The 25,949-nt window shown below is 44.6% G+C and carries 22 protein-coding genes, 2 tRNA genes and 1 pseudogene; 22 read left to right on the forward strand and 3 right to left on the reverse strand.

The window, feature by feature from the left end:
- Positions 1-12 precede the first annotated feature (12 nt).
- The 17 genes from A3GW_RS10885 to rpsA all read left to right on the forward strand — a co-directional run bounded on the left by A3GW_RS10885 (position 13) and on the right by rpsA (position 18,310).
- A complete protein-coding gene (locus A3GW_RS10885) occupies positions 13-3,147 on the forward strand; it encodes a tape measure protein (RefSeq protein ID WP_018368381.1) in 3,135 nt (1,044 codons plus the stop codon).
- A complete protein-coding gene (locus A3GW_RS0105910) occupies positions 3,144-4,646 on the forward strand; it encodes a distal tail protein Dit (RefSeq protein WP_018368382.1) in 1,503 nt (500 codons plus the stop codon). Before A3GW_RS10885 ends, A3GW_RS0105910 begins: the two co-directional genes overlap by 4 nt.
- Before the next feature lies 1 nt (position 4,647).
- Entirely contained in the window at positions 4,648-7,932 is a 3,285-nt protein-coding gene (locus A3GW_RS0105915; protein WP_018368383.1) for a phage tail spike protein, read from the forward strand.
- Between the two features lie 8 nt (positions 7,933-7,940).
- Complete coding sequence (locus A3GW_RS0105920; RefSeq protein ID WP_018368384.1) at positions 7,941-10,025, forward strand: DUF859 family phage minor structural protein; 2,085 nt, start codon at positions 7,941-7,943, stop codon at positions 10,023-10,025.
- A 56-nt stretch (positions 10,026-10,081) separates the two neighbouring features.
- Positions 10,082-10,348: a hypothetical protein gene (locus A3GW_RS0105925; protein WP_018368385.1), complete on the forward strand. Its 267-nt coding sequence runs from the start codon at positions 10,082-10,084 to the stop codon at positions 10,346-10,348.
- Positions 10,349-10,351: 3 nt separating this feature from the next.
- A complete protein-coding gene (locus A3GW_RS0105930; RefSeq protein ID WP_018368386.1) occupies positions 10,352-10,771 on the forward strand; it encodes a hypothetical protein in 420 nt (139 codons plus the stop codon).
- Positions 10,768-10,971: a phage holin gene (locus tag A3GW_RS0105935; RefSeq protein WP_018368387.1), complete on the forward strand. Its 204-nt coding sequence runs from the start codon at positions 10,768-10,770 to the stop codon at positions 10,969-10,971. The genes A3GW_RS0105930 and A3GW_RS0105935 overlap by 4 nt, the downstream gene beginning before the upstream one ends.
- A 15-nt stretch (positions 10,972-10,986) precedes the next feature.
- Positions 10,987-11,136 carry a hypothetical protein gene (locus A3GW_RS11865; protein ID WP_018368388.1) on the forward strand — a complete coding sequence of 50 codons (150 nt, stop codon included), beginning with the start codon at positions 10,987-10,989 and terminating at the stop codon, positions 11,134-11,136.
- Positions 11,120-11,869: a PlySs2 family phage lysin gene (locus tag A3GW_RS0105945; protein WP_018368389.1), complete on the forward strand. Its 750-nt coding sequence runs from the start codon at positions 11,120-11,122 to the stop codon at positions 11,867-11,869. The genes A3GW_RS11865 and A3GW_RS0105945 overlap by 17 nt, the downstream gene beginning before the upstream one ends.
- A 475-nt stretch (positions 11,870-12,344) precedes the next feature.
- Positions 12,345-12,995 carry a hypothetical protein gene (locus A3GW_RS0105950; protein WP_149036274.1) on the forward strand — a complete coding sequence of 217 codons (651 nt, stop codon included), beginning with the start codon at positions 12,345-12,347 and terminating at the stop codon, positions 12,993-12,995.
- Positions 12,996-13,049: 54 nt separating this feature from the next.
- Positions 13,050-15,500 carry a DNA topoisomerase IV subunit A gene (gene parC, locus A3GW_RS0105955; protein WP_018368391.1) on the forward strand — a complete coding sequence of 817 codons (2,451 nt, stop codon included), beginning with the start codon at positions 13,050-13,052 and terminating at the stop codon, positions 15,498-15,500.
- A gap of 8 nt (positions 15,501-15,508) precedes the next feature.
- Entirely contained in the window at positions 15,509-15,946 is a 438-nt protein-coding gene (locus A3GW_RS0105960; protein ID WP_018368392.1) for a GNAT family N-acetyltransferase, read from the forward strand.
- Positions 15,947-16,007: 61 nt separating this feature from the next.
- Positions 16,008-16,457 carry a rhodanese-like domain-containing protein gene (locus A3GW_RS0105965; protein ID WP_018368393.1) on the forward strand — a complete coding sequence of 150 codons (450 nt, stop codon included), beginning with the start codon at positions 16,008-16,010 and terminating at the stop codon, positions 16,455-16,457.
- A gap of 95 nt (positions 16,458-16,552) precedes the next feature.
- On the forward strand, positions 16,553-16,783 hold the full coding sequence (locus A3GW_RS0105970; protein WP_018368394.1) for a DUF2969 domain-containing protein: 231 nt from the start codon (positions 16,553-16,555) through the stop codon (positions 16,781-16,783).
- A 60-nt stretch (positions 16,784-16,843) separates the two neighbouring features.
- A tRNA-Tyr gene (locus tag A3GW_RS0105975) sits at positions 16,844-16,924 on the forward strand.
- A gap of 5 nt (positions 16,925-16,929) precedes the next feature.
- Positions 16,930-17,001: transfer RNA gene (locus tag A3GW_RS0105980), tRNA-Gln, on the forward strand.
- A gap of 100 nt (positions 17,002-17,101) precedes the next feature.
- The gene (gene rpsA, locus A3GW_RS0105985) at positions 17,102-18,310 is read left to right on the forward strand and encodes a 30S ribosomal protein S1 (protein ID WP_018368395.1); all 1,209 of its coding nucleotides are present in this window, start codon (positions 17,102-17,104) and stop codon (positions 18,308-18,310) included.
- A gap of 111 nt (positions 18,311-18,421) precedes the next feature.
- Here rpsA and A3GW_RS10890 read toward each other — a convergent pair.
- A pseudogene (locus tag A3GW_RS10890) lies at positions 18,422-19,352 on the reverse strand (IS30 family transposase).
- Between the two features lie 269 nt (positions 19,353-19,621).
- Positions 19,622-21,181 carry a glutamine-hydrolyzing GMP synthase gene (gene guaA, locus A3GW_RS0106000; protein WP_018368397.1) on the reverse strand — a complete coding sequence of 520 codons (1,560 nt, stop codon included), beginning with the start codon at positions 21,179-21,181 and terminating at the stop codon, positions 19,622-19,624.
- A 162-nt stretch (positions 21,182-21,343) separates the two neighbouring features.
- On the opposite strand from guaA, the gene A3GW_RS0106005 reads away from it, so the two are divergent.
- From A3GW_RS0106005 to A3GW_RS0106025, 5 genes are all read left to right on the forward strand, one after another.
- Positions 21,344-22,042, forward strand: a complete 699-nt coding sequence (locus A3GW_RS0106005; RefSeq protein WP_018368398.1) for a GntR family transcriptional regulator — start codon at positions 21,344-21,346, stop codon at positions 22,040-22,042.
- 218 nt (positions 22,043-22,260) lie between these two features.
- Positions 22,261-23,595: a methylenetetrahydrofolate--tRNA-(uracil(54)-C(5))-methyltransferase (FADH(2)-oxidizing) TrmFO gene (trmFO, locus tag A3GW_RS0106010; protein ID WP_018368399.1), complete on the forward strand. Its 1,335-nt coding sequence runs from the start codon at positions 22,261-22,263 to the stop codon at positions 23,593-23,595.
- 9 nt (positions 23,596-23,604) lie between these two features.
- The gene (locus A3GW_RS0106015; RefSeq protein ID WP_018368400.1) at positions 23,605-24,123 is read left to right on the forward strand and encodes an NUDIX domain-containing protein; all 519 of its coding nucleotides are present in this window, start codon (positions 23,605-23,607) and stop codon (positions 24,121-24,123) included.
- Positions 24,124-24,240: 117 nt separating this feature from the next.
- A complete protein-coding gene (locus A3GW_RS11480) occupies positions 24,241-24,438 on the forward strand; it encodes a hypothetical protein (RefSeq protein WP_083907120.1) in 198 nt (65 codons plus the stop codon).
- 171 nt (positions 24,439-24,609) lie between these two features.
- The gene (locus tag A3GW_RS0106025; protein ID WP_018368402.1) at positions 24,610-24,918 is read left to right on the forward strand and encodes a hypothetical protein; all 309 of its coding nucleotides are present in this window, start codon (positions 24,610-24,612) and stop codon (positions 24,916-24,918) included.
- 97 nt (positions 24,919-25,015) lie between these two features.
- Here A3GW_RS0106025 and A3GW_RS0106030 read toward each other — a convergent pair whose 3' ends face one another.
- Positions 25,016-25,801: a PASTA domain-containing protein gene (locus A3GW_RS0106030; protein WP_018368403.1), complete on the reverse strand. Its 786-nt coding sequence runs from the start codon at positions 25,799-25,801 to the stop codon at positions 25,016-25,018.
- Positions 25,802-25,949 lie beyond the last annotated feature (148 nt).

The raw sequence follows: 25,949 nt of genomic DNA on the forward strand, positions 1-25,949 counted from the left end.
AGGAGGTAAAACATGGCAGATGGTAAGGTTACGATTACCGTTGATTTAGACGGCACAAGCGCCCAACAGGGTGTGAAACAGCTAAAAAGTCTTTTGCAAGGGCTAGGAGAAAGCTCGTCAAATGGGTTTAATACAGGCTCTAAATCAGCTTTAGGATTTGGTACAGCTATGGCAGTTGCTAGTGCAGTTGTACAAAAAGGTATGGCGATGGTCTCAAGCTCTGTTGGAGGAGCTGTTAACCGTGTCGACACCTTGAATAATTTCCCTAAAGTGATGCAAAGTTGGGGTTATTCAGCTGATGATACAACTGCATCAATGACGAAACTATCAGATGGTATTGACGGATTACCAACAACTCTTGATGATATTGTACGAACCACCCAGAAATTGACAACAACCACAGGAGATTTAGGGAAAGCCACAGATTTAGCGTTAGCCATGAATAACGCATTTATAGCTAGTGGAGCATCGTCTACGTTAGCTGCTAACGGTTTAGAGCAGTTTTCTCAAATGCTGGCTGTTGGTAAGGTGGATGCTCAAGCGTGGCGGTCTGTTGCGACTGCAATGCCTAAAACGTTACAAGATGTAGCTGAGGCATTCGGTTACACCTCAACAGCAGTAGGTGGTGATTTTTATGAGGCTTTGAAATCTGGAGAAGTATCTTTAGCAGATATGTCAGATAAGTTGATTGAAATGAACACAGCACAGGGCGGATTGGCAGAGCAAGCAAAAGTAGCAGGTCAAGGTATCGCTACTAGCTGGAGCATTGCAAAGACCGCTGTAACAAGGGGTGTTGCTAATATTATACAAGCGTTTGATGCTGCTGCTAAATCAAAAGGTTTAGGAGGTATTTCAGAGAACATACTGAAACTAAAGCCTATCATCAATAACGCATTTAATAGTTTTATCCCTTATGTTTCTAAATTCGTTGATGTCCTTTCTTGGGTAGTTGATGCTGCTAAACGTATGTGGGAGGCATTCAAAAATACAGGGGCTGTCACGGCTCTTACTAAAGCCTTTTCAGCTATACAGGGTGCATTAGAGCATGTTTTTTCAAGCCTTGGTCAAAATACAGGGTTTGTGGAGGGGTTAGGTAAAGCTTTTGGCGAGATTGTCAAATGGATTGCGGAGGCAGTTACAAAAGCTGCTGAATTTATCTCATCATTACCACCTGGCACAATCCAATCCATCGCTAGTGCTGTACTAGGTGCAGTTGCCGCATTCAAAGGGATTAAGACGGCTGTATCAGCGGTAAACAGCCTTAAAACAGCTTTTGGCTTGTTAAAGGCTACTCTAACAGGAAATCCATTCATGCTTGCTGCTGTTGCCCTTGGTGCATTGGTCGGTTGGTTTATCCATGCCTATACAACAAGTGAAACATTTAGGGCTAAAGTTGATGAGGTGGTTGCTGTTGTTAGCAAAGTTGCTGGAAAAATCAAAGAATTTCTAAGCGGTGTTGACCCCTCACTTATTGCTATGTTAGTGCCAGTTTTAGGGTTGTTACTAGCAAAATTCAAAGGTTTTGAAACCATTAGTAAGTTTAACCCGTTTAGTGTTTTTAAGAAAAATGCTAAAGATGCCTTTGATGGTGCTAGTGGGTCAGCAAGTCAGTCTAAAGGTATCATTGAGCAAGTCTTTTCTGGGCTTGGTACGTTGATAACCTCTATTGCTCAAGGAATTTCAACCGTTTTACAGGGGCTAGCAACCGCTCTATCTACTGTTGCACAGGGATTTGGTACAGCAGCGGCTATGGCAAGTCCTGCCCAATGGTTATCAATGGGGGCGGCTATGCTCATGGTTGGTGCTGGTGTTGCTTTAGCAAGTGCTGGCATCTATGTCTTGGTGCAAGCCGCAATCCAGCTAGCATCTGCTGGTAGTGGTGCAGCCATCGCCCTTGTTGGTCTAGGTGTTGGCATCGCTGCTATGGCTGGTGTGTTTGCTTTGCTTGGTCCAGCTCTTACCGCATCGGCTGTTGGGATGGTCGCCTTTGGTGCGGCGGTTGCCCTCATCGGTGCTGGTATCGGTATGGCGGCGGCTGGTTTAGCAATGTTAGCAAGTCAATTACCAACTATTGCCATGTACGGCATGAGCGCCTCTAGTGCTATTCTTGCCCTAAGTGGTGCAGTTGTTGCCTTTGGTGCTGGTGTGATGGTAGCTGGTGCAGGGCTTAGCGTTTTATCTGCTGGTTTGATTGCCTTTGGTGCATCATCAGTAGTGGCGGCGGCAGGTGGAGCTGTTCTAGCGGCAGGGATAGGTTTATTAGGTTTAGCTTTGAAACCAGTTGCGGCATCTATTAAGGCTATTGGGCAAGGATTTGGCTCAATAGCAACTTATAGTGGGGTTGCGGTTAGTGCTATTACTAGCATCGCAACAACTCTAGTTGCTGTAAAAGGCACTGTTCAATCATCGATGAATGCTATGCTTAATGCGTTTAAGTCCACAGGTAATCAGATGAAATCGCAAGGTAGTCAAATTGGGCAGCAGACATCACAAAACCTAGCTAAAGGTATCAGCTCTGGTGCTGGTCAAGTGTCAAGTGCTATGCAGACTTTGACTAATGCCGCTAGGTCAGCTGGGATGTCTGGTGTGGGGGCTATGCAGTCCGTAGGGGCTATGATTGGACAAGGTTTGGCTCAAGGTATGCTGTCGGCTTTAGGAGCTGTTACAGCGGCTGCTAATGCCCTTGTGGCACAGGCAGAGAGAGCGGCACAAGCTAAGGCTAAAATTCACTCACCATCACGCCTATTTAGGGATGGTGTCGGTCGTTTCATCTCCCAGGGTGTGGCAGTTGGTATTACCAAAGATGCCTATAAGGTAGATGATGCGATGGGTGATGTATTCAAGCAAATTCAATCCTTTAGTTTCAAAGCTGAGGATGTCATCGGTGTTGGGAAAACAAAACTGTCTAAGGTTGTGCAAGTCAAGCAAGAGCTAGAGCAGGCTGTAAAAGCTAGTGTAGAGGTTGCGAAAGAGAAATCTAACGACCTCCTAGAAAAAGCGCTTGATGTGGCTGAAAAAGCCGTACAGAGACCAGCAGAGATGGTACTAGATGATGGTACGCTAGTTGCCAAAACTGGTGATAAGTTTGCTAATTATCAATCAGAGCAAATTAGAAGAACAAACAGAATGAGAGGGATAAGACCATGACAAAAGAAATGACATTCAACGGTGTTGACATGTCACGTTTCTTTAGGATTACAGATATTATCCGCCCCATTGGTAATACAAGGAGCGTATCAACCGATAACGCTCCTTTATTGGGCGTGAATATCCAGCAAGTGAAACGTGGAGCAAAAGAACACACTATTAAATTTGACATGAAAACATCAAATGCAATGGAGATGGAGCAGTTAAAGCATGAGCTGGCAGGTGTCCTTGATGTTACAGAGCCAGTAAGGATTGTTTATGGAGATGAGCCAGATAAATACTATATGGGTCTGCCAGTTGATGACATCACACCAGACAATCTTGCTAGATGGTTTCAACGGTCAGAGATATCCCTGTTAATTCCTGACGGGGTTGCTCATAGTTCAACCTATCGCACCTTTAACAGCGATATTGATGCTGCTGTCAACAGCGAGAAGATGGTATTTACATTGACAAATAACGGCACAGCCCCAGCATATCCAATTGTTACGGTCAAACACAATGCAGAAAATGGCTATATTGGTCTTGTCAATCAGCACTCCGCTTTTGAGCTTGGAAACCGTGAGGAGGCTGACACGCAGACTGTCAAGCAGTCAGAATTATTGCTAGATTATCGAGATAACAGTATCCTTACAGGGTTTAGTCGAGGTGTTAAAAATGTAGCTATCAATAACGATAATATGCAGAGGTTAAATAGCACCCTCAATACAGTTAGCGTATGGGGTCGGCATCATATCTTTTTACAGTCTCCTGGAGGTACAGTAGGAAACAACGCAGGGAGCTTATCTTGGACAATCCCAGCTGATAGCGCAGGCGGTACAGGGTCATTACATGACTATATCTGGTGGCGACAGATTTTTTGGCTAGGGGCATCAAATCAATACGGATTTATGAAGATTTCAGTGTCCGATGCCGATGGGCAGTTTTTGTATGGTGTTGAAACCTATAAACGCTCACAGGGTTTGGAATGTGAGTATAATTTTATGGCTAGTGACGGTAGGGGCGGATATAACATGCTAAAACGTTGGACATTCACAGGAACACACCTAGACTACCATAACCCCTTTAACAGTACACGTGGTTGGTCTGATTTGAAACGTAATGACGATAAGGTGCAAGTTTACTGGTGGGGGTCTTACCCAGTCTTTACCATCCCAGAAATAAAAGGGAAAAAATCCGCCAAAATCCATGTTACGATTGGCAGTATAGGGAATAAACCAGTTGTGTCTCACATGTACCTTGATAGTATTTTTTACCGTAAGGATTTTGTGCCAGTCACTAAAAATATTCCTAACCGTTTTTCTACTGGGTCTAACGTGGTTATAAATAGTGAAGATGATACGGTTTATATTGATGGTATTGCAAAAATCGGTGAGGTGGTCGACGGGTCACGTTGGTTGTCAATCCCACCTGGCAGAAGTACGCTAGAGCTTTATGTATCCAGTTTTGTTAGAAACAAGCCTAGTGTAAGAATAGAATTTGAAGAGAGGTGGCTATAAAATGCTTTTAACAATCCATGATGCAAACTTGCAAAAAGTGGCGTTTGTTGATAATGATAAGCAAAGTACGCTGAATTATTATGATGACACTTGGGCTAGACAACTTGAAACAGGGTCATCAACTTTTGAATTTACAGTTTACAAAAAGGCTATCAAGTCTGACACAGCTACACAGAAAACTTACAACTATCTCAATGAGAAAGCCTTTGTGTCTTTCAAATACAATGGCAAGAGTTTTCTGTTTAGCGTGATGACTGTTGAAGAAGATGAGCAGACAATTACTTGTTATTGCGAAAACTTAAACCTTGAGCTTATCAATGAATACAGTAACCCTTACAAAGCAACTAAAGCTATGTCATTTGTTGAGTATTGCAACGCTATGGATTTGTTGAACTTTACACATCTAACCGTTGGCATCAATGAGATTTCTAACCAAAAACGCACGCTTGAATGGGAGGGGCAAGAAACCAAACTCGCTCGCCTTTTGAGCCTTGCCAAAAAGTTTGATGCAGAGATTGACTTTGAAACCCATTTGAACGATGATAGCACGATTAAGAGTTTCAAAGTCAATGTTTATCATGAAAACGATGATACGCATCAAGGGGTGGGACGTGTCAGAAATGATATACAACTGACTTATGGTAAAAACCTAAAATCAATCACTAGAAAGATTGATAAATCAGACCTCTATACTATGGTTAGACCTTACGGAAAAAGGACAGTAAAAAACGCCAAAGGTGAGGAAGTCGAGGAGATTGTAACCATCAATAGCTTATCGCCATACTCTGAAAACAATTCAGATGGGGTGCGTGAGTTTTACCAAAGCGGCGAGGCTTTATATGCCCCTATCGCGGCTCAAATGTACCCATCAACCTTTACCCATTCAACACAGGCTGACCAATGGATTAGGAAAGATTTGGAGGTTGACAGTGATAATCCAACCGTGATTAGAGCGGCTGGGCTACGCAATCTAAAAAAACACGCCTATCCAGCTATCACTTATACGGTTGATGGTTTCCTTGATGTTGAGATTGGTGATACTGTACGCATCTATGATGATGGTTTTAGCCCTTTGTTGCTGGTACAGGCTAGGGTATCAGACCAAAAAATAAGTTTTACTAATCCAACACGCAACAGCACTACTTTTGCTAATTTTAAGGCACTTGAAAACAGGCTATCAGATGATATTCAAACAGCTTTTGAGCGACTTTTTGAAGCAAGCAAGCCCTATCTAATTAAGTTATCCACAACTAACGGTGTGATTTTCAAAAATCAAATTGGAGAAAGCCTCATCACTCCCTCTTTATATCGAGGTGGCAAACCTGTTGTGTCTGGTGTCACATGGCGTTGGTCGCTTGATGGTCAAGTGAAAACAGGCATGACCTATCTAGTCCGTGGGCGTGATGTGGTTGATACGGTGACGTTGACGGTTGCTGCTTACATCGGAAATGATGAGGTGGCAGTAGATGAGATTTCATTTGTGAATGTTGTTGATGGCAAGCTAGGCACACCAGGCACACCAGGGCGAGATGGTCGCACTCCCTATGTGCATACGGCGTGGGCGAATAATGCAACAGGTACAGATGGATTTAGTCTTGATAGTTCAATCAATAAGCTCTATATCGGCATTTATACTGACTTTGAGCCAGCAGATAGTGAAGACCCAACACGGTACAAGTGGACGAAAACTAAGGGTGAACAGGGAGATAATGGCGAAAAAGGAGACACAGGCAATGGCATTTCTAATGTGACTAACTACTATTTAGCAACCACAGCATCAACAGGTATCACAAGAGCAAGTGCAGGGTGGACAACCACCCCACAAGCTATAACAGCTGATAAACGCTATTTGTGGAATTATCGGGTTGAGTTATATACTGACGGCACGACTAAGATGACAGACCCTGCTATTATCGGCGTACACGGTGAAAAAGGAGAACGTGGTTTACAAGGCATTCAAGGTGTTCAGGGCGTGAGGGGTGAACAAGGAATACCAGGAGCAAAAGGAGCTGATGGCAGAACCCAGTACACACACATTGCTTATGCAGACAATGCAACTGGTGGTGGTTTTAGCCAGACAGACCAAACCAAAGCCTATATTGGCATGTATCAAGACTTTAATGCTACTGATAGCCCAAACCCTACTATGTATCATTGGACTAAGTGGAAAGGTACAGATGGTGCTAACGGTGTGCCAGGTGCTAAGGGTGCAGATGGCAGAACGCCATACATTCATTTTGCCTATGCTGAAAGTGCAGACGGCAGAACTGGATTTAGCACCACCCAGACAGGCAACAAGCGATATTTAGGAACATACACAGATTACACGCAGGCTGATAGTGCAGACCCAACAAGGTATAACTGGGTTGACATGGTGGGAACGGTTGAGGTTGACCATGTTAATCTCGTTGAGAACTCAAAGATTGATAAAAGTAGTAACGGCTATGGTTTTGAAAGTCGCTATGTTGAGCTAGTAGCTGGAAAAACGTATTACTTTTTAGCCCGTGCTAAGAAAACGGGTGGTGTTAGCGATAAGCGTACAAGAGTTTATCTCTATAAAACAGATTGGCAAGAAAATTACAATTTGGAATTTAATTCAACAAACTATGAAACTAAAAGCATAAAATTCACAGCTCGTTATACGGAACGTTATGCCATTAGCACCTACTGGTTTCCTGGTGGAGGCGACCGCTCAGGTACTGCGGACATCGACTGGTACATGGTTGTTGAAAGCAACATCGAGCCTAAACACTGGTCACCTCACCCAAACGATGTCACTGTAGCACTCAATACGAAAGCAGACCAAACATTGACCCAAGAACAACTAAACGCTTTGGCTGAAAAGGCGCAGGTTCACGAGGCAGAGCTAGCCGCTAAAGCCTCTATGGAGGCTTTTAGTGATTTAGAGAAAGCCTATAATGTCTTTGTAAAAGCAAACGGAGAGGCTGCCAAAAAGTCAGAGGCTGACCTTATCGAAGCTGGTCGGCGGATTGATTTACTGACAACGCAGTTTGGCGGATTGAGAGAGTTGAAAACCTTTATCGATACTTACATGACTAGCTCTAATGAGGGTCTGGTTATTGGTAAAAATGATGCCAGCTCAACAATCAAAGTCAGTCATGACAGGATTTCTATGTTTTCAGCAGGTAAAGAGGTCATGTATATCAGTCAAGGGGTTATCCACATTGATAATGGTATCTTTACCGCATCAGTGCAGATTGGTCGGTTTAGAACAGAGCAATATCATCTCAACGCTGATATGAATGTTATTAGATATGTAGGTTAGGAGGAAAAATGGCAAAGTATAGTCAATCAAATAATAGTTTATTTCTCAATCTCTACGTAGACCAGGGACAACAAAACATTGCTAGTAATAGCACGACAGTTAATTGGCGCTTAACAGTAAGCAGGACAGGAGCTTATTATACTTTTAACCACCAAGGCGACAGTAGCCTATCTTTGACCTTGGACGGTCGACAAGTCCACTCTAGCAATCCGAGATGGCAGACTAGCGGAGAGGAGTTTGCTCTCGCTAGCGGGTCAACAAGTGTCAGTCACAACGCAGATGGGACAAAGTCGTTTGGGGTTTTTGCGACTTTTAACCCTAACAACGGTATCCACGGAACAATAACGGTTAGCGCTAATGTTAGTTTAACAACTATCCCACGGGCTAGCTCTGTTTCTGTTGGTGATGGTATTATCGGTAGTGCAGTGACAATCAGCATCAGCCGTCAGAGTGATAGCTTTACTCACACGCTAAGATATGCGTGGGGGTCTAAGTCTGGAACGATTGCCTCAAATGTTGGTACTAGTCACTCGTGGACTATTCCTCATGATTTTGCTAACGATATACCAAATGCCACAAGTGGCACAGGTACGCTATATGTTGATACTTATAGCGGTAGCACAAAGACTGGTACACAGCAAGTCAACTTTACCGCTAGCGTGCCAGCTAGTGTCAAACCTAGCTTTAGCGGTGTTACCCTGACAGATAGTAACACTGCTGCTAGGAGTTTGCTGAGCGGGAATAATTTCTTGCAGATTATTTCTGATATTCAAGTAACGTTCAATGGTGCGGTAGGGAGCTATGGCTCGTCTATCACAGGCTACCATGCTGAAATTGTCAATAGAAACCAATCAACATCATCAAACGGCGGCAGGCTTGGCATGATGAACTTTAACGGCTCTGCGACTATTCGTGCCTCTGTTATTGATAGCAGGGGCAGACGGTCGGATACAAGAGACATTACAATCAACGTGATTGAGTATTTCTCTCCTGTCTTGAGCTTTACAGCGGTTAGGACGAGAGAGACACCTAACATCATTCAAATTGTCCGAAACGCTAAGATAGCGCCTATCACGCTGTCAGGTAGCCAGAAGAATGTCATGAGCTTAACATTTAAGGTTGCGCCACTAGGTAGCACGAGTTATACAGCAGACAATGGGAGTGCCGCAGGCACGTTTACAACGCTTAGTGCGCTGACCAATTCAGCAGCAAACCTAGCAGGTAATTATGCGGCTAACAAGTCATTTGTGGTCATTGGCATGTTGTCAGATAAGTTTAGCCGAGTTGAGTTTTCAGCGACAGTTGCGGCAGAAAGTGTCGTGATGAGCTATGACAAAGACGGGCGCGTCGGCATCGGCAAAGTTGTTGAGCAAGGAAAGGCTGGGTCGCTTGATGCGGCAGGGGAAATCTATGCGGGTGATAATATTTGGGGAAGAAATAAGACTCCAATCGGACATTACAGTCGAGGTGCAGCAGTCGCAGACCTTGATACGCTATTCTTAGCGGGCATTCACACATTTTCAAATAACACTCGTAATCAGCCCTTTGGGACTTCGTATTGGGGGCATATCGAAGTGATAGTCACTGCCAGCGAAACATACAATGGCTCTAATAACTGGATTTGGCAACGTTATGCGGCGACTAATGGACGGTATTATGAGCGGTATCGTGTTAATGCGGGACAGTGGACTAGCTGGAAAGCGCCAGCACTTGACCAACTTTATCCTATAGGCTCAATCTATCAATCAACTAACGCTGATAACCCCTCTACATTCATGGGCGGAACATGGGAAAGGTTTGGTCAAGGTCGGGTGCTGGTCGGTGTCAATGAGAGCGATAGTGATTTTAATGCGCCAAATAAGACAGGAGGGGCTAAGACCCATACCTTGACCGTTGACGAAATGCCATCGCATAGCCACGGACAATATGTTTCGGCAAACAGTGGTAATCAAGCCATCAGACGAGACTGGGCAAGTGATGGCGGCTCAACGGCGTATCCTCAAGGCGTGAACACTGGAAACACAGGTGGCAATCAGCCCCACAACAACATGCAACCTTACGTCACAGTGTACATGTGGAGAAGAATAGCGTAAAAAATCCCATTTCAAAAAAATTATAATAAAAACATATAAAAAAGGAGGAGCAGACAATGCTAAAAATCAATAAAACACGTCAAACAACAGCGGAATTTCATGTGACAGAGGGTAAGGAGACAAAACTTGTCAAGACAACTGTCATCAATACGAATGCGGAGGCGGTATCAACAGTTTATGAGACCTTGCATGAGCCAGAGCTTTATGCTAAGTACCGCAAAGAGATGCGACAAGATGAGCAGAAGTTGCGAGAGTTGCGCTATGCTATCGAGGACGCTATCCTTGATGAACTTGAAGCTAAAGAGAGCGAGGAGCAGGAGTAGCCTATGCCCTCATGGTTAAAAGACACAGCGGTCTTGACAACCCTTATCACCGCTTGTAGCAGTATTCTTGTTGTCATTGTTAATAAAGTCTTTGAGCATCGAGAAAATAAGAAAAAAGGCATCTTGGATGAAATCTTGGAAAACCTAAATAGTCTTTCGGCTAAAGTTAGGGCTATTGATGAGACAGCAACTGATACAAATGGACAAGTAGCGTCAATAAAAGATGGTACTAAAAAAATTCAACGATACCGTTTATTCCATGATTTGAAAAAAGAAATCATGCGGGGATACACCACCATCGAGATTTACAGGGAGTTGAGCATACTCTTTGAGAGTTACAAAAATCTGGGGGGTAATGGCGAAATCGAGGCTCTGTATGAAAAGTACAAAGAATTGCCTATTAGAGAGGAGGACGACAAATGAAACTATCTAACGCTCAATACGATGTAGCTAAGACAGTTGTAACGATAGTAGCACCAGCAGCAATCACTCTGATTTCTGCGCTAGGGGCGCTCTATTCGTTTGAGACAACAGTTATCAATGGTACGATTGCAGCTGTCGCAACTTTTGCAGGTACGGTTCTAGGTATTTCATCTAAGAAGTATCAAGAAGATAATCAATAAAAAAAGGGGTATAGTATGAGATTAGTAATAAGACTTATCTTGATGATAATTGGCGCTCTGCTGTTTTTCCCAGTCGGTCTTTTGATACTCATGCTTGCTCCTTTTGTTGAAATTGTTATAGATAACTTAAATGAGGAGGACAAAGAAAATGTCAACAGTAAATGAGGCACTAAGTAATGTGGCGGCGTTGGTCGGCTCTGGTCAATCGGTAGGTAACGGTGAGTGTTATGCGCTGGCTAGTTATTATGAACGGATAATCAGTCCTGATGCAACAGTCGGGCTTGGTGCAGGTGTAGGCTATGTCAGCGGGGCTATTGGTGATACTATCAAGGCTGCCAACATAGGCACAAGTTATGATTGGGCTGCTAATGGTTGGTCGGTGTCTAGCTCTGGTGAGTTTAAGGCTGGTCAGATTGTGACGATAGAACCAACAGCAAACAACATTTATGGGCATGTTGTGATTGTCGAGGCGGTCGATGGTGACCAGTTGACTATCCTTGAACAAAATATGAGGGGTAGGCGTTATCCAGTGCGGAACTATTATAGTGCCGCCACATACCGTAATAGTGTAGCGCACTATATCACACCGCCAAACGTAGACAGTGTGGCTGTAACATCGTCAGAAAGCGCGCCATCTGGTGCTAGGAGATACTCAGAGAGTGGCACAATGACAGTGACTGTCGATGCCATCAATGTTCGCCGTGAGCCTAACACATCGGGTCAGGTTGTGGCGCAGTATACAAAAGGTCAGTCAGTCAAGTATGATACTGTCATCATCGACACAAACGGCTTTGTCTGGGTATCTTATATTGGCGGCTCTGGCAAACGTAATTACGTAGCGACAGGGGCAACCCAAAACGGCAAACGCTATGGTGGTGCGTGGGGAACTTTCAAATAAATTGCCCCAAATCCGCCCCAAAAGTTTTGAAAACGAGGTGAAAAAATAGCAGAATAGTATGATAAAAAACACTTGAAACATAGATTTATCTAGCTATTCTCTATTGTCTATATGCAGAAATAACTCTTAGGCTGGATAGAGACGTCTCCCTTTCTTTGTCAATAAGAAAAGGGGATTTTTTTGAAACCAATAGGATAAATTTTTAAAATGGCGATAAAAAACGTTGCCATTTTTTTATTTTTTTCTGTAAAAACTAGTCAGTTTTTATTATTTTAGTAATTCTCAGCCTGTACAATTGTGATTAGTTCAACCTGTTTTTAAAGTTTTGAGGTCTATTTTTGATATATTTTGGTATAATGCTAATAGGCGTATTAGTAAAATAAAAGTTTAGTGCTATCTAGTCTAAAGCCAAACTATACTAACATCACTTTAGTGGATTCTCATTTGTAACCATTGACCAGTATAGGGAGTGGAAGTGGAAGAAGGGGAGGGGTTTATGAGGGAAGATTTGCTTAGACAAATTCTTCAAGAATTACAGAAAACAGATTGGTTAGGCTATGTTGTTGATCTGTTTGCAGCTATAATCCCTATACTATATATTTTACTGACATCTAAAAAAGATAAGAATGAGCTAGACAATCGTCAGAAAGAATTAGAAGAACGTTTGGATACACTAGCAAAAATTCAGATGAATTTAGTTGCGGTTCAAGAAAAGTCAGAGCAGAATTTAAGACAGTTGACTTTTCTTGCAGAGGAATCACGACGCAATACACTTATTTCATTACACCAGTCGTATCAATTATTTTTTATATGCCTAGATAAATTTAATGATGATTATCGGTTAATTGAAAAAACGTTGTTATTGAAATCAGTAAATGATGAAGAAGTACAAGATTTAATTTTTGGATTTTTTGAAGATATTCCAGAATATGAAATCAATAATCTTGAGATTAGTGACATTCCTCCTTTATGTTACGATGAATTTTACCATTTCATTCGTACACTTAATGGTATAGGTCATAAAAATTTGGAACATTTTGGACAAAAAATGTGCAAGAAATTTATAAATTATGAATTTCCCAAATTGGTAATCGCTTATGATGAATTGAGAAGAATTATAGACTAATCTCAGCTGTGCTATTTTTCAAAACATAAAAAATAAAAAAGATAGGACCTTTCTATGAGTAACATTCAACACATGTCCTTAGAGGACATCATGGGAGAGCGTTTTGGGCGCTACTCCAAATACATCATTCAAGAGCGAGCCTTGCCTGATATTCGTGACGGACTAAAGCCCGTGCAGCGGCGGATTCTCTACTCCATGAACAAGGACGGCAACACCTACGATAAGGGCTATCGCAAGTCGGCGAAATCTGTCGGAAACATCATGGGGAATTTCCACCCTCACGGGGACAGCTCTATCTATGAGGCCATGGTCCGCATGTCGCAGGACTGGAAAAACCGTGAGATTTTAGTCGAGATGCACGGGAATAACGGTTCTATGGATGGAGATCCGCCAGCGGCTATGCGGTACACGGAGGCACGTTTGTCCGAGGTGTCCAGCTTCTTGCTCAATGACATTGACAAGAAAACCGTGCCCTTTGCTTGGAACTTTGACGACACCGAAAAAGAGCCGACAGTTCTGCCAGCAGCTTTTCCAAACTTGCTGGTCAATGGAGCAACAGGGATTTCGGCTGGTTATGCCACGGACATCCCACCGCACAATCTGGCTGAAGTCATTGACGCAGTGGTCTACATGATTGACCACCCCAATGCCACGGTTGACAAGCTCATGGAGTTCCTGCCGGGACCTGACTTCCCGACAGGGGGCATTATCCAAGGGGCGGACGAGATTAAAAAGGCCTACGAGACTGGAAAAGGGCGGGTCGTGGTGCGGTCAAAAACCGCTATCGAGAGCCTCAAGGGCGGTAAGGAACAAATCGTCATCACCGAGATTCCTTATGAGGTCAATAAGGCTGTCCTCGTCAAAAAGATTGATGACGTACGTGTCAATGCTAAGGTGCCAGGAATCGCCGAGGTGCGTGATGAGAGTGACCGAGATGGCCTACGGATTGCCATTGAGCTCAAGAAAGACGCCGATAGCCAGATCATTCTCAACTACCTGCTCAAGTACACCGACCTGCAAATCAACTATAACTTTAACATGGTCGCCATTGACAACTTCACCCCTCGTCAGGTTGGCTTGACCAAGATATTGACCAGCTACATCGCCCACAGGCGGGAGGTCATCGTTGCGCGATCTCGGTTTGATAAGGAAAAAGCAGAGCGCCGACTTCACATTGTTGAGGGGTTGATTCGAGTCCTATCTATCCTAGATGAGGTCATTGCCCTCATCCGTGCTAGTGATAACAAGGCTGACGCTAAGGAAAACCTCAGGGTCTCCTACGACTTTACCGAGGAGCAGGCAGAAGCTATCGTGACCCTCCAGCTCTATCGCCTGACCAATACGGACATTGTCACCCTAGAAGAAGAGGACAGGAGCTTGCGTGAGCAGATTGCGACTTTATCCGCCATCATCGGTGACGAGAAGACCATGTACCACCTGATGAAGCGAGAGCTCCGTGATGTCAAGAAAAAGTTTGCCAGTCCACGTCTGTCAGAGCTGCAGGCAGAGGCTCAGTCTATCGAGATTGACACAGCTAGCCTCATCGCTGAGGAGGAGACCTATGTCAGCGTGACCAGAGCAGGCTACCTCAAGCGCACTAGTCCACGTTCCTTCTCTGCCTCTACGGTAGAGGAAATTGGCAAGCGTGAAGACGATGAGCTGATCTTCTTGGCACAGGCCAAGACGACCCAGCACCTGCTGGTCTTCACAGACCTTGGCAATGTCATCTACCGTCCTGTCCATGAGTTGACGGACACCAAGTGGAAGGACATCGGAGAGCACTTGAGCCAAACAGTGACCAATTTTGACCAGCAGGAGCAGGTGCTTTATGCTGAGATTGTTGATCAGTTTGACACGACAACCTACGTTGCCACCACGCAGTCAGGGCAAATCAAGCGGGTAGAGCGAAAAGAGTTTACCCCTTGGCGGACCTACAAGTCTAAGTCAGTCAAATTTGCCAAGCTCAAAGATGACACCGACCGTGTGGTGTCCCTCTTGCCAGTTGCCTTGGATGACATCATGGTCGTGACAACCAATGGCTACGCTTTGCGATTCAACGTCGAAGAAGTCCCAGTAATCGGCAGCAAGGCCGCAGGGGTCAAGGCCATCAACCTCAAGGACGGTGACCAAATAGCCACAAGCTTTGTCGTGACCAGTAGCAGCATGTACCTCTTGACCCAGAGAGGTAGTCTCAAGCGGATGGCTGTCGCAGATATTCCAACCGCCAAGCGGGCAGGTCGAGGCCTTCAAGTCCTCCGTGAGCTCAAGACCAAACCTCACCGTGTCTTTGCGGCAGGTAGTGTGCAGTCAGAAGCCACAGAGCTGGATTTGTTCAGCACAGAAACCAGTCAGCAGACAGAGGTCCTGCAGGTGGTGGACCAATCAGGCACGACTTATACTATCAACCTAGCGGAGCTCGGTCAGTCCGAACGCACCAGCAACGGCAGCTTCATCTCGGACACGATTTCAGAGGTTGGCGTGGCAAGAGCTAGTATGCTAAAATGAGGTCAAACATGATTCGCTTAGAGACGATTACCCCTGAGAATTGGCGAGTAGACCTAGCCGTTTCGGCTAATCAGTTATCTTTCGTTGCTCCTCGTGAAAGGATTTTAGCCAGAGCTTATGCCTATCGCGCAGAACATAGCCGTGCGTTCATCATTTTTCATGATGATATCCCTATCGGGATGGTGCTCTACTATGATTACCCCAAAGGTCAGACCTATGAGCTTAGCCAATTTTTCATCGACGAAAGATACCAGGGACGAGGTTATGGGCATGAAGCCATGTTACAGGTTTTTGACGTCATGCTAGCAGACGGTCGTTACCAGCAGGTTCGGCTATGCTACACTGCTGACAATCCAGCCGCTAGGCGCTTTTATGACTCGCTTGGTTTCCAAGTAACTTCTGAAGGAGATGATGAAGAAATTGTGATGGTGCGACCTTTAAGCTAACTGATTTCTTCCATCTTCCGTAAGAGGCAAGATTTTTACTGAAATATGAACGGAGTATTTTATGAAAAAATTATCTCTCCTAGCCTTGGTAGGGCTAAGCCTGACGGCCTGCGCTAATCAACAGACCAGTCAGACAGCACCCGCACAGACAGAGCGGGCAACAACTAGTATCGATTGGAGCAAGGCTGGTCCTGATGCTCAGAAACATCAGATTAGCTTTGCCGATGTCGAGCAGGCTGTTGCAGATGGAGCCGTTTTCTACGATGTCCGCTCTAAAGAGGAGTATGACTCAGGTAATTTTGGTATCACCGAGAGCTTTCCGATTACAGATATGGAAGCCGGAAAACTGCCAGAACTGCCTAAGGACACGCCGATTTATGTCCACTGCCTCAAAGGCATTCGCTCAGCACAGGCAGCAAAAATCTTGCGCGACGCTGGTTTTACAACCGTCTATGACATGGGCGGTCTGGCGCATGTTGAGGCCATTGGTGGGCAACTGATTAAGCCTTAGAGAAATAGCAGAGCAGATAGGCTGTTGAAGGGACTAATCAAGCTTGTCAGCTCAGCTATTTTCCTGTAAAATAAACCTAGAAAGGAAGTGCAACCATGAGTAAAAAGGATAAAAAAATTGACGTTCAGGTTACAGATGCTCAAGTAACTGTTGAAGGACAGCAAGTTGAAGGGTTTGAGCTCGTTATTGGCAAACGTGTCATTGGGCGCATTGCAGAGCTGGATAATAAATTTGCTACCTTAAAAAATGATAAGGTTGATAGTTTTTTCAAAACGTTGGATTTGGCGATCACACACATTGTTGAAGAATACAACTTAAATCACTAAAAAATAGCTTAAAAGGCTTGCAATCAACAAGAAATTGTGGTAAACTGATTCTTGTTGTATGGGAAGATAGCGAAGAGGCTAAACGCGGCGGACTGTAAATCCGCTCCTTCGGGTTCGGGGGTTCGAATCCCTCTCTTCCCATTTTTTGGGGTATAGCCAAGCGGTAAGGCAACGGACTTTGACTCCGTCACTCGTTGGTTCGAATCCAGCTACCCCAGTCTTGGTCATGGTTCGCCCAGCTGATTTTCAGCGACCTAGAGAAATATTTTTGTTGTCAAAGGTTAGTGCGAGCTAGCTTTTGTTGGAGGATTTTTTAGAATGAATGAATTTGAAGATTTGCTAAACAGTGTTAGCGAAGTGAACCCAGGTGATGTTGTCACTGCTGAAGTATTGACGGTTGATAATGGTCAAGCTAACCTTATCATTAGCGGTACAGGTGTTGAAGGTGTTTTGACACTCCGTGAATTGACAAATGACCGTAATGCAGACATCAACGACCTTGTTAAAGCTGGCGAAACACTCGAAGTGCTTGTTCTTCGTCAAGTTGTAGGTAAAGATACTGATACAGTGACTTTCCTCGTCTCTAAAAAACGTTTGGAAGCTCGTAAGGCTTGGGACAAATTGATTGGTCGTGAAGGTGAAGTGGTTAATGTTAAAGTGACACGCGCCGTTAAGGGTGGTCTTTCAGTTGAGTTTGAAGGACTTCGTGGATTTATTCCAGCGTCTATGATTGACAGCCGCTTTATCCGTAACACTGAAAAATTTGTTGGTCAAGAATTTGACGCAAAAATTAAAGAAGTTTCAGCTGCAGATAACCGTTTCATCTTGTCACGTCGTGATGTTGTTGAAGAAACAACGGCAGCAGCTCGTCAAGAAGCCTTCTCTAAACTGGAAGTTGGTTCAATTGTTACTGGTAAGGTTGCTCGTTTAACAAGCTTTGGTGCCTTCGTTGAACTCGGAGGAGTTGACGGTTTGATTCACGTGACTGAATTGTCACACGAGCGCAACGTTTCTCCAAAATCAGTTGTAACTGTTGGTGAAGAAGTTGATGTTAAAGTCTTGGCGATTGATGAAGAAGCTGGTCGTGTGTCATTGTCACTTAAAGCAACAACCCCTGGACCTTGGGATGGCGTTGAGCAAAAACTTGCTGCTGGTGATGTGATTGAAGGTCAAGTGAAACGTTTGACAGACTTCGGTGCTTTTGTTGAAGTGTTACCAGGTATTGACGGATTGGTTCACGTGTCACAAATCTCACACAAACGCATCGAAAAACCAAAAGAAGTTCTTTCAGTTGGTCAAGAAGTAACTGTTAAAGTTCTTGAAGTTAATGCTGAAGCAGAGCGCGTATCATTGTCTATCAAAGCTCTTGAAGAGCGTCCAGCTCGTGAAGAACGTTCTGGTGAAGATGGTGAAAAACGTCAGTCACGCCCACGTCGTCCACGTCGTGAACAAAAACGTGACTTTGAATTACCAGAAACACAAACTGGTTTCTCAATGGCTGACTTGTTTGGCGATATTGAGTTCTAATTGATAAAAAAATAAATAAACTAAAGTGAGTTTCAATTCAACGAAGCTCACTTTAGTTTTTTATGTTTATTTTTAGTATTCGATAAATTGCAAGAATAAGTGCAACACTTATCATGATTCGTTCAATAGTGCTTCAAAAGGTGTTCTGTAAGCCAAACATTTTCGTGGTCGGTTATTGATGTCAAATAGGGCTTTCGCCAATTGTCCATCAGAAATAGCCGCCAAATCGGTTTTCTTGGGGAAATATTCCCTCAGTAAACCATTGGCGTTTTCATTGCTTCCTCTTTGCCAAGACGAATAGGAATCCGCAAAGTAAAAAGAAATGTCTAAGTTTTCCACCAAGGGATAACAGGCAAATTCCTTTCCTCTATCTGAAGTAAACGTCTTAAAGGCTTCTTTGGGAAATAAGGTACACAGTTGTTCGATGGCTAAAAACATGGATTTAGCTGTTCTATCTGGCATCTTGAAAGCCAGGTAAAAGCGTGTTTTCCTCTCCACAAAGGTCGCTAAACAGCCCTTACTTTTGCCTCGGGAGGCTACCTCCGTATCTAGCTTCCAGTGACCGAAAGTCTGACGATTTTTAACCTCTTTAGGACGTTTGGAAATTGGTGTTCCAATCCTAAATTTCCCACGGGTTTCTCTGGGTTGTAAGCTTTTTCCTTTGCGGCGTAAGACGTTGAGTTCTATGTCGATCAAGCCAGCATAGAACCAGTTGTAGATGGTCTTAAAAGCGACCATTGGCTTTTCTTCTAGCCGATAACGACATGAATCTGTTCGGGAGACCAAGAAGCTCTCAAACCTTGCTCAATCTCCGCTTTCAACTCAGGGGTCAAGCAGGATTTTCTCCCCTTTTGCTTAGCCTTTTGGTCATATTGTTTCTGTGCGAAGCTTGCAGAATAAGTAACCGGACACCGCTTTAACTCTCTTGAGATGGTAGACTTATGAACGCCTAGTTTACCAGCAATCTAACTAGGTTTCAACCCTAATTCTAAATAAGTCTCTATCTTTAGTCGCTCTTTTATGGTTCATGGGAGTAGCTCATAGGTTTCCTCTTGCTCTGGTAGTGTGGTTACTTACAGTTTACACGAAAGAAACGCTATGAGTTTTTTGTTGCACTATATTTTACAATTTATCAGTATTAAAAAAAGAAGCCCTAGAGGACTTCTTTTTGGAGACAATTTGGAGACAGTTCAAACCATTTTATCTCATTTTTAATATTTTATACAGTTGTTAAAATGCTGTTAGTTCAAAAGAGTTAAGCTTAGTATCAGCTTTTTAGGGTTAGAGGCTAAACTAGTCCACAGGACTAGTTTACTCCCACTCAACTGTCGCAGGTGGTTTGCTGGTGATGTCGTAGACGATGCGGTTGACATGGTCAACTTCGTTGACGATGCGGACAGAGATTTTTTGCAGGACATCCCACGGGATTTTAGCAAAGTCAGCGGTCATACCGTCGATGGAAGTGATGGCACGGATGGCGATAGTGTAGTCGTAGGTTCGACCATCTCCCATGACACCTACGGAGCGAACGCCTGTATTGACAGTGAAATACTGCCAGATGTCGCGGTCAAGTCCAGCCTTAGCAATCTCCTCACGCAGGATAGCATCAGATTCACGGACGGTCTCCAGTTTTTCCTCGGTAATTTCCCCCATGACACGGATGGCAAGACCTGGTCCTGGGAAAGGTTGCCGCCAGACAATCTCATCAGGCATACCAAGAGCGGTTCCCAAGGCACGGACTTCATCTTTGAAGAGGGTGTTGAGGGGTTCAATCAGCTCAAACTGCATGTCTTCGGGTAGACCGCCAACGTTGTGGTGGCTCTTGATGGTCTGAGCCGTTTCAGTTCCAGACTCGATGATATCCGTGTAGAGGGTTCCTTGGGCGAGGAACTTGACATCCTTGAGCTTGCTAGCTTCATCATCAAAGACATAGACAAATTCGTTGCCGATAATCTTACGTTTTTGTTCTGGGTCAGAAATACCAGCCAACTTATCGAGGAAGCGTTTGGCAGCGTCAGCTTTAATAATCTTCAGTCCAAACTTGCCACCCAGCATGTCCATGACTTGGTCAGCTTCACCTTTTCGGAGCAGACCATGATCGACAAAGATACAGGTCAGTTGGTCACCGATGGCACGTTGCAAGAGGACCCCGACGACAGAGGAGTCAACGCCGCCAGACAGTCCAAGTAAGACTTTTTTGTTACCGACAGTGGCACGGATGTTCTCGATAGCCATGTCAATGAAGTTGTCCATAGACCAGTCCTGACGGGCTCCACAGATGGTAACTGCAAAGTTTTTCAGGATGTCATTTCCGTAGACAGAATGGCGCACCTCTGGATGGAATTGAATACCGTAAACCTTGATGTCGTCATTTTCAATAGCGGCATAGGGACAGTCGGCAGAAACGGCTGTGCGGACGAACCTGTCTGGGATTTCCGTTACCGCATCACCGTGGCTCATCAGCACCAGCTGCTCCTCAGGCGTATTGCCAAAGAGGGCGGACGTCTTGTCGTGCTGGAGTGGCGCTTGCCCGTACTCACGGTGACCAGCCTGCCTAGCAGGCATGACCTTGCCCCCCAAGGTTTGGGTAATCAACTGCATGCCGTAGCAGATACCGAGAATGGGAATGCCTAACTCGAAAATCTCAGGGTCGATGGTAAAACTGCCATCCTCGTAAACGGAGTTTGGACCACCAGATAGGATGATACCGATAGGCTTGATAGCACGCACCTCATCAGCAGAAATGTTGTGGCTAAGCAATTCCGAAAATACACCGAACTCACGGATACGGCGAGTGATCAGCTGGTTGTACTGGCTACCGTAGTCGAGAACGATGATTTTTTGCACATCTGGGGTAGAAGTAGTGGTCATGGGCTTCCTTTCTATCAAAAAGCAATTATCCTCTCTATTTTATCATAGACAGCACTTTTTTTGTAGTAAAATATATAAAATCAGTTGGAACGTTTGTTCTAGGAATATTTATGTTATAATGAAAGGTGTCTAGCTATACCAATTAGCAAGTAAGGAGATAGCATGTTACCAGCTTATATGATCATCAGAGATGAGTTGAAAAAACAGGTAGATGAGAGAAAGTGGTCTGTTGGTGATCGTTTGCCTAGCGAACGTGATTTGGCAGAAGCATTTGGGGTGAGTCGGATGACCTTGCGTCAGGCGGTCACTTTACTCGTTGATGAAGGTGTTTTAGAGCGCCGTGTCGGATCTGGGACTTATGTTGCTAGCCGACGTGTACAGGAGAAGATGAGGGGGACGACTTCTTTCACTGAAATCGTGACCTCACAAGGGCGTTTACCATCCAGTCGCTTAATTTCCTATCAACGAAAGGTTGCTAGTGAGACGGAGTGTCAGCAGTTGGGCTTATCAGCTGGTGAGCAAGTCATTCGTATGGAGCGGGTACGCTACGCGGATAATTTACCTTTAGTTTATGAAGTGGCGAGCATTCCTGAAAAGCTGATTAAGGGGGTTGACCGCAAGGACATCACGGAACATTTTTTCCAAACCTTAACCGCAAACGGCTATGCCATTGGCAAGAGCCAGCAGACTATCTATGCCAAAACGGCTAGCGAACGGGTAGCTAGCTATCTGGATGTGACCAAAGGACATGCGATTTTGGCACTGACTCAAGTGTCTTATTTCACTGATGGTCAGCCTTTTGAGTACGTTCGTAGTCAGTACGTTGGCGATCGGTTTGAATTTTATTTGGAAAATAAATGATTGCAACGTGTGACGGAATAATCGCAGGATAGGATGGATATTCTCTGACCGCACAAGAAATCATTAGTTTAATCTATAGAATTTTTGAAAACAGATGGCTATTTTGCCTTCTGTTTTTCTGTGCTTAACCTGTGTTGAATACCTGATGCTGTTTTTCTTATCCAAAATTTGGTAAAATGGTAAAATAGGAAAATAATAACTAGAAACGGAAAAATATTATGACAGCAACCTACATCAATGTTATCGGAGCAGGCTTGGCGGGGGCTGAAGCGGCCTATCAGATTGCCAAGCGAGGCATTCCTGTCAAGCTCTATGAAATGCGTGGGGTCAAGGCAACGCCCCAGCACAAGACAGACAACTTTGCTGAGCTGGTCTGCTCGAACTCTCTGCGTGGGGACAGCTTGACCAACGCGGTGGGGCTCCTCAAGGAAGAAATGCGCCGTTTGGACTCGGTTATCCTGCGAGCAGCAGAAGCGACCCGTGTGCCTGCCGGTGGAGCACTAGCGGTTGACCGTGAGGGCTTTTCAGCTCTTGTGACAGCAGAAGTGACCAACCACCCTCTCATTGAGGTCATTCGCGAAGAAATTACGGAGATTCCGACAGATGCCATCACGGTGATTGCGACGGGTCCATTGACCAGCGACAGCCTAGCGGCTAAGATTCACGATCTTAATGGTGGTGCTGGTTTTTACTTCTACGACGCGGCAGCCCCTATTATCGATAAAAACTCCATCGACATGAGCAAGGTCTACCTCAAGAGCCGCTACGACAAGGGGGAGGCAGCCTACCTCAACTGCCCTATGACTAAGGAGGAGTTTCTAGCCTTCCACGAAGCATTGGTCACTGCTGAAGAGGCGCCACTCAACAGTTTTGAGAAGGAGAAGTACTTCGAGGGCTGTATGCCCATCGAAGTCATGGCCAAGCGGGGCATCAAGACCATGCTCTATGGACCAATGAAACCAGTGGGCTTGGAGTATCCTGATGACTACGAGGGACCTCGAGATGGCGACTTCAAGACCCCTTATGCCGTTGTCCAGCTCCGTCAGGACAATGCAGCTGGCAGCCTCTACAATATCGTTGGTTTCCAGACCCACCTCAAGTGGGGCGAGCAAAAGCGGGTCTTCCAAATGATTCCAGGGCTGGAAAATGCCGAAATTGTCCGCTATGGGGTCATGCACCGCAATTCCTATATGGATTCGCCGACCCTCTTGGAGCAGACCTTCCGCTCTAAGCTTCGCCCAAATGTCTTTTTCGCTGGGCAAATGACAGGCGTTGAGGGCTATGTCGAGTCAGCTGCTTCAGGTTTGGTCGCAGGGATCAACGCCGCTCGCCTGTTCAAGGGCGAAGAAGCCGTCATCTTCCCAGAGACGACTGCCATCGGTAGTTTGCCTTACTATGTGACCCATGCCGACAGCAAGCATTTCCAACCCATGAATGTCAACTTTGGCATTATCAAGGAGCTGGAGGGCGAGCGTATTCGCGATAAAAAAGCCCGCTATGAGAAAATTGCGGAGCGAGCACTGAATGATTTGGACCATTTTTTGACCGTTTAGGAGAAGACTATGCGACTGCTATTTACCATGGACAAAGGAGACTGGGCGGACTGTACCAGCACTTTTGTCAGAAACTCTGCTCGCAGCATTATTATCTGCGATAAAAAACTAGCCATGCTACACAGCCTGCGCTACGATTATTATAAATTTCCAGGTGGCGGTATTGAGCCTGGCGAAACGGCACTTGATGCCCTAGTGAGAGAGACTAGGGAAGAAGCAGGACTTATCATCAAACCAAACAGCATCACCCCCTATGGCTATGTGCACCGCCGTTTGAAAAGTCATCAAGATTCGTCTGTCTGTTTTGTGCAGGACAATTTTTATTACCTCTGTGAGGCTGAAGACCAAACATTAGCACAAGAACTGGATCGTTACGAAGCTGAAGAAGGCTATAGTCTGGTCTTTGTGACCGCTCAGGATGTTCTTGACAAGAATTTTTCGGTAGGAGAGACACCTTATGATAGGACGATGTTTGAACGAGAAGCTCGAGTGGTGAACTGTCTCATCGCTGAAGGTCTTTTAGACTAAGTTTTTATGTAAAATATCCTAACACCAGTATAAAATAACTGATAAGAAGTCAATTATGGCTAAAACGTACGATTCACTCTATTTTATCTCTTAACTCACTATAGTGACGGTCGCAGCGTGGATTTGGCGATTGATTTAGAACAACGTTACTACCATCTGCAATTCATCGGTAAAAATCAACGTGTGACAGATAAAACTGACTTTTTGCCCCTGCGTCGTCGCAAGATTGACCAGCTCCGTCGGGATTTGGAGAGTCTTGGTTTTCTGTCATGGAAAGCATTCCCTTTGGGGAGCCACATTACTATGATAGCATGATTTTTTACGCTTATGATTTTGACCTAGATAGTGAAGAAGGTCGGGACGAGGGCATTTTGAAAAAGCATGTTCCAAAAAATCTTCTTCCTTAAACTGCATCGCTGTTTAGAACAAGCAATCGGAACAACCTTTGGATCTTACAAAGTTTATGAAGATTAGAAGAGGTAAATAATGCCGAAAACACTTGATAAAGATCGCTTTTTTCAGCTCGTCACTACTGCTTACAATCATTTGAATCACCAGATAACAGATGACCTTAAGCAAGGTCTGCTTGAGACCGCTAAAACCATTCAAAACGATGGTAATCTTGATCTAGCAGCGGTGCGGTTGGCTAGGTTGGTAACTGCTGAAATCCGTTACTATCAGCTGGGAAAAACTGCCCCTAAAGAATTAGTTGATTTAGCAAATTTTGTCAACAAGAAACAAGGCCACTACTGGTTTTGGTCTTCTCTAACACGCTTGTCTGAGTTCAAATGGTGATTGTCTGGCAATTTTGACGGCATATCACAATACATCATCTTAAAAGAAGAAAGAAATTCCCTCGAAGTGGCAAGACATCGAGGGAATTTTATGATTTCTATTTTTTCTGATTAAAGAAGTTTTGGAGGTTTTTGCCGATATCACCAATCACTCTGCCAGCATCATCTGCGACCTTGCCTAACTGATTGATGTTGTCACCGACCAGTTTACCAGCCTGTCCTAGACCGTCTGAGATGACTTTTTGAAGCTGTTCTTGCTGAGCTTTGTCCTTGTCGACGAGGGCCTGGCTCTGGGCGATGACCTCCTCGGTCAGGTAAAAGACACGGATCACAGTTCCTTGTTGTGCCACCTTGGTCAAAAGGTTCGGCTTAGGGTCGTTATCAACAACGAGACCAACTGTTTTATTAGCCCAGTCTTTACGAGGCTCCGCGATGACTTTGGAAGCGGTAAAGCCTTTTTTCTCCAGTAACTCGAGCGCATCGTCTAACATCATACCAGCAAGGACAGGGAGGTCAACCTCTCCATCGCTTTGATCAATAATATCAGCGTCAACGTAATAGAGGTTGATAATAGTGTTAGGATGAAGACGACCGGCTTTTGGTTGCATATCAACAACTTCATTGGGGCGTTTATCTACCCAACGTTTGTCTGGTTTGGCTAGGGTAATCACCACGTTAAAGCCTAATTTCTCAAGGGCATTTTTAGCTTGGTCGAGGTCTGTTCCGATAAACTGAGGAACGGTGATGAGTTTTTTATTATGTTCATGATGGCGGTCGAGGGCTTTTTCGACATGGGGTTGAGCAAATTCAAGAGCCTGTGCAGCACCTAGAGCAAATTGTCCAACCTTTATAGCTCCTTTAATTACTTTGGGATTTATAGCCATAATCATCTCCTTTGATTAGTTGTCGCTTTATTATAGCATGTTTTAGTAGCTTTCGCAAAAAAAATAGAGCGGTTTCAATGAGTTGAAAATCCTGTGTAAAGCTCTGCCATTTTCCCAAAAATAAACCTTACAATCCTGTAAGCGCACG

Origin of the sequence: Streptococcus entericus DSM 14446 (assembly GCF_000380025.1) — a bacterium.
Taxonomy (GTDB): domain Bacteria; phylum Bacillota; class Bacilli; order Lactobacillales; family Streptococcaceae; genus Streptococcus; species Streptococcus entericus.

Coding starts and splice junctions, on each gene's coding strand:
- A3GW_RS10885 (WP_018368381.1), top strand. CDS start 13: ATGGCAGATGGTAAGGTTACGATTACCGTTGATTTAGACGGCACAAGC.
- A3GW_RS0105935 (WP_018368387.1), top strand. CDS start 10,768: ATGAAACTATCTAACGCTCAATACGATGTAGCTAAGACAGTTGTAACG.
- parC (WP_018368391.1), top strand. CDS start 13,050: ATGAGTAACATTCAACACATGTCCTTAGAGGACATCATGGGAGAGCGT.
- rpsA (WP_018368395.1), top strand. CDS start 17,102: ATGAATGAATTTGAAGATTTGCTAAACAGTGTTAGCGAAGTGAACCCA.
- A3GW_RS0106015 (WP_018368400.1), top strand. CDS start 23,605: ATGCGACTGCTATTTACCATGGACAAAGGAGACTGGGCGGACTGTACC.
- A3GW_RS0105910 (WP_018368382.1), top strand. CDS start 3,144: ATGACAAAAGAAATGACATTCAACGGTGTTGACATGTCACGTTTCTTT.
- A3GW_RS0105930 (WP_018368386.1), top strand. CDS start 10,352: ATGCCCTCATGGTTAAAAGACACAGCGGTCTTGACAACCCTTATCACC.
- A3GW_RS11865 (WP_018368388.1), top strand. CDS start 10,987: ATGAGATTAGTAATAAGACTTATCTTGATGATAATTGGCGCTCTGCTG.
- A3GW_RS0105970 (WP_018368394.1), top strand. CDS start 16,553: ATGAGTAAAAAGGATAAAAAAATTGACGTTCAGGTTACAGATGCTCAA.
- A3GW_RS0105915 (WP_018368383.1), top strand. CDS start 4,648: ATGCTTTTAACAATCCATGATGCAAACTTGCAAAAAGTGGCGTTTGTT.
- trmFO (WP_018368399.1), top strand. CDS start 22,261: ATGACAGCAACCTACATCAATGTTATCGGAGCAGGCTTGGCGGGGGCT.
- A3GW_RS0105965 (WP_018368393.1), top strand. CDS start 16,008: ATGAAAAAATTATCTCTCCTAGCCTTGGTAGGGCTAAGCCTGACGGCC.
- A3GW_RS0105945 (WP_018368389.1), top strand. CDS start 11,120: ATGTCAACAGTAAATGAGGCACTAAGTAATGTGGCGGCGTTGGTCGGC.
- A3GW_RS0106005 (WP_018368398.1), top strand. CDS start 21,344: ATGTTACCAGCTTATATGATCATCAGAGATGAGTTGAAAAAACAGGTA.
- A3GW_RS0106030 (WP_018368403.1), bottom strand. CDS start 25,801: ATGGCTATAAATCCCAAAGTAATTAAAGGAGCTATAAAGGTTGGACAA.
- A3GW_RS0105925 (WP_018368385.1), top strand. CDS start 10,082: ATGCTAAAAATCAATAAAACACGTCAAACAACAGCGGAATTTCATGTG.
- A3GW_RS0105960 (WP_018368392.1), top strand. CDS start 15,509: ATGATTCGCTTAGAGACGATTACCCCTGAGAATTGGCGAGTAGACCTA.
- A3GW_RS0106025 (WP_018368402.1), top strand. CDS start 24,610: ATGCCGAAAACACTTGATAAAGATCGCTTTTTTCAGCTCGTCACTACT.
- guaA (WP_018368397.1), bottom strand. CDS start 21,181: ATGACCACTACTTCTACCCCAGATGTGCAAAAAATCATCGTTCTCGAC.
- A3GW_RS0105920 (WP_018368384.1), top strand. CDS start 7,941: ATGGCAAAGTATAGTCAATCAAATAATAGTTTATTTCTCAATCTCTAC.